Source organism: Rhodoplanes roseus (genome assembly GCF_003258865.1).
GTDB classification, from domain to species: domain Bacteria; phylum Pseudomonadota; class Alphaproteobacteria; order Rhizobiales; family Xanthobacteraceae; genus Rhodoplanes; species Rhodoplanes roseus.
In genome coordinates, this window is record NZ_NPEX01000432.1 from 1 (window position 1) to 3,472 (window position 3,472).

Annotated in this window: 2 protein-coding genes; both read left to right on the forward strand. The window is 70.4% G+C overall.

Features of this window, described 5'->3' with window-relative positions; translation table 11 throughout:
- Window positions 1-34 precede the first annotated feature (34 nt).
- Complete coding sequence (gene queA, locus CH341_RS29610) at window positions 35-1,111, forward strand: tRNA preQ1(34) S-adenosylmethionine ribosyltransferase-isomerase QueA (RefSeq protein ID WP_111422956.1); 1,077 nt, start codon at window positions 35-37, stop codon at window positions 1,109-1,111.
- Window positions 1,112-1,556: 445 nt separating this feature from the next.
- Window positions 1,557-3,377: a hypothetical protein gene (locus tag CH341_RS29615; RefSeq protein WP_111422958.1), complete on the forward strand. Its 1,821-nt coding sequence runs from the start codon at window positions 1,557-1,559 to the stop codon at window positions 3,375-3,377.
- Window positions 3,378-3,472: the final 95 nt, after the last annotated feature.

The following is a 3,472-nucleotide window of genomic DNA, read 5'->3' on the forward strand; positions in this document are numbered from 1 at the left end:
GGGGAGGGTCGAAGGCCGAGTCTCTGGCCCCATCATGCGCACCGATCTGTTCGACTTCGATCTCCCGCCCGAGCGAATCGCGCTGCGCCCCGCGAGCCCGCGGGATTCGGCGCGCCTGCTCGTCGTGCGGCCGGGCGGGGCGCCGGAGCTCGCGGATCACATCGTGCGCGACCTGCCGGGGCTGCTGCGGGCCGGCGACCAGATCGTCGTCAACGACACCAAGGTGATCCCGGCCCAGCTGTTCGGCCGGCGGCTCGGCCGCGGGCTTGAGGTCGCGATCGAGGCGACGCTGGTCGAGCGGATCGACGGCTCGCGCTGGCGGGCGCTGGTGAAGGGATCCAAGAAGCTCGCGGTCGGCGACACGGTGCGGTTCGGCGACGAGGGCAAGGTCTGCTTCCTCGGCCAGCTCGACGCCACCGTGGAGCACAAGGGCGAGGCGGGTGCCGTGACGCTCGCCTTCGCGTTCCACGGGCCGGTGCTCGACCAGGCGATCGCCGAGCGCGGCGCGATGCCGCTGCCGCCCTACATCGCGGCGCGGCGGCCGGCCGACGAGCAGGACCGCGCCGACTATCAGACGCTGTTCGCCCGCGAGGAGGGCGCCGTCGCGGCGCCGACCGCCGGCCTGCACTTCACCGACGATCTGCTGGCGCGCCTCGACGCGGCCGGCATCGGGCTGCACACCGTCACGCTGCATGTCGGGCCGGGCACGTTCCTGCCCGTGAAGGTCGACGACACCGCGGACCACCGCATGCACGCCGAGTACGGCGTGGTGAGCGAGGTGACCGCCGCGGCGCTCGACGCGGCGCGAAAAAGCGGCGGCCGCATCGTCGCGGTCGGCTCGACGTCGCTGCGGTTGCTGGAGAGCGCCGCGGAGCCGGACGGCACCATCGCGCCGTTCGCGGCCGAGACCTCGATCTTCATCACGCCGGGTTACGCCTTCCGCGCCGTCGACGTGATGATGACCAACTTCCACCTGCCGCGCTCGACCCTGTTCATGCTGGTCGCCGCCTTCGCCGGTCTCGACCCCATGCGGCGCGCCTATGCGCACGCGATCGCGACCGGCTACAGATTCTATTCGTACGGCGACGCCAGCCTGCTGTTTCGAGAGTGACGGTGGCGCGTGATCCCGACGCGCGGATCGCGCCGGGACGGGCTCTCGCGCAAGCGTGATCTCGGCTCGGTTGTCGCGTCGCGCGTGATCGGCTACAACCGGCGATAACAACAAACAATCAGCTCGCGCGGTGCGGTGAGGCGTCTGCTTCGGCGACGCTCGCCGAGCATGGTCGCGTGCCCGTCGTGGCGGCCGGCATCCAGGATGCGCGGCCGATCGCGGAGCCGCGCCACAAAATCACATCGACGGCAGGCCGAACCCGACGGAGGGACGCATGATTCACGTCGCTACGACTCACGTCCGCATGACGCAGGTTTCCACCTGTCATGTTGCCGAGACTCACGTCCCGGTGAGTCGGATCTCGAGGAGCGCCGACCCATCGCGATCGTCACCGCCGGACTTGATCCGGCGGTCCATCTCGTCGAAAGAAGCCGATTGTTCGGGGATGGAGTCGCGGGTCGAGCCCGCGAATGACGGGCCTGGAGCTCGGGCCGAGACCTCGCCTCACGTCACGCTGCGGCGCGGCTGCGCGACGGCGCTCGCCCTCGCGGCGTTGCTCCTGGTCCCGACGACGGCCTCGGCGCAGTCGCCGCCGTCGAGCGAGATCGAGGCGGCCGCCGCGATGCCGATCACGGTCTCGCCGTTCCTGCCCGGCGATGTTCCGGGCGGCGCGCCGAACGCCGACCTCGCCACCGCGGCGGCGTTCGCCTGGCAGGAGTTCATCGCGCTGAGCTGGCCGGCGCAGTCCGGCGTGCGCGAGACGCCGGACCTGCGGCTGCCGTTCGGCACCAATGGTGTGGCGGGCGGGCCGCCGCTGGTGTGGCAGACCTTCCGCCACAAGGTGGAGATTTTTCCGCCGCGCGACATGAACAATATCTCGGCGCCACTGCCGCTGCCGCACGGGGCGGACCGCGGGCCGCCGACCTACGGCTACGATCTGCCGCCCGACTACGTCTACGTCCCCGACAAGGTCGGCACGCCGGACGGCCGCGTCAGAGCCTGCCCGGGCCAGGCGCCGGTCGCCCAGGTGCCTTACGTGAATCTCGACGAGACCAGCCAGATCGGCCTCGACCAGATGTTCGCCGGCATCCTGCCGGCCAGGACGGGCGGAGCCAACACTGCGCCGCAGCTGATCAGGTTCATGGCCAAGGGCAGCCGGCTCCAATACGTCTATTCGCTCCGCAACGAGTACTGGTACCACTCGGCGGCGCTGCAGACGGCCGAGCAGAACTTCATCGACGCGGTCAAGACCGGCACGCCGCCGAAGGCGCCCTTCGTGTTCTTCCCGGTCGGCACCATCGAGCTGAAATCGGCGTGGCGACCGCTCGCGCCGGGCGAGGACGCGTCGCGCTTCCACACCACGCGGGTGCGCTTCTACGAGACCGCCGGCGCCGTGCCGTGTTACGTCGAGGCCGAATGGGCGCTGATCGCGCTCCACATCATTCACAAGACGCCGACCGCGCCGGCCTTCGTGTTCGCCACCTTCGAGCAGGCCGACAACATCCTCACGGTCGACGGCAGGCCGGTGGAGGACGCGGACGGGCGGGTGATCGCGCCGCAGGCCGGCTATCCGACCGAGCCGCCGCAGACCTACTCCGACGCGGCCGCCGGCCCGAAGGTCGCGCTGGCGCCGGGCGCCGGCTTCTGCACCGGCCCGCAGCAGATGGGACGGCGTCTGTTCTACAGCGAGATCAGCGGCAACACGGCCCTGCCGGTCGGCGGCGCGATCTGCGTCAAGCAGCGCTTCCACGACATCCCGCCCGTGATCGTCGCCGTCAACACCGTGGCTCACCGGGCGATCGCCGCCTACACGGCGGCCAACGACGTGCCGCGGTCGCCCTGGGCCTATTACAAGCTCGTCAACGTGCAGGCCTATCCGTTCGACAAGTCGCAGATCGCGACGAATCCCAACAGCCCGAAGGGCGCGCCGAGCTTCTATCAGGCGAACGGCGTCGTGGAGACCGATTACACGCTGCAGAACTTCAACGGTCGCCTCTCGGGCGGCGCGCCGACCGACTATGCGCCGAACGGCACCGTACCGAACTTCAAGAACGTCCACCTGTTCTCGCAGAACCCGCCGTCCGCCGCGTCCTACAACATGGGCGGCTGCCAGGGCTGCCACGCCAACGCCCAGCTGCTCGGGACCGATTTCAGCTTCATCCTCGATGGCAACGGTTTTCAGGCGGCGCCCGATGCGCCGGGCCCGGCCACGGCGGCGGCCGCCGCGGAGCGTTACGAGCTCCGGTTCCGCCGCGTGGCGGATTGAACGGAACGCGTCGCCCTGCAGCGTGGCGCGGAGCGGCGCGCCACGTCATGACATGGGTTTGCATAACGGGTCGTTCCGGGACGGCGCGCAGCGCC

What these genes read in the sequence shown, in the direction of transcription:
- CH341_RS29615 (WP_111422958.1), top strand. Translation starts at nt 1,557, where the DNA reads ATGGAGTCGCGGGTCGAGCCCGCGAATGACGGGCCTGGAGCTCGGGCC.
- queA (WP_111422956.1), top strand. Translation starts at nt 35, where the DNA reads ATGCGCACCGATCTGTTCGACTTCGATCTCCCGCCCGAGCGAATCGCG.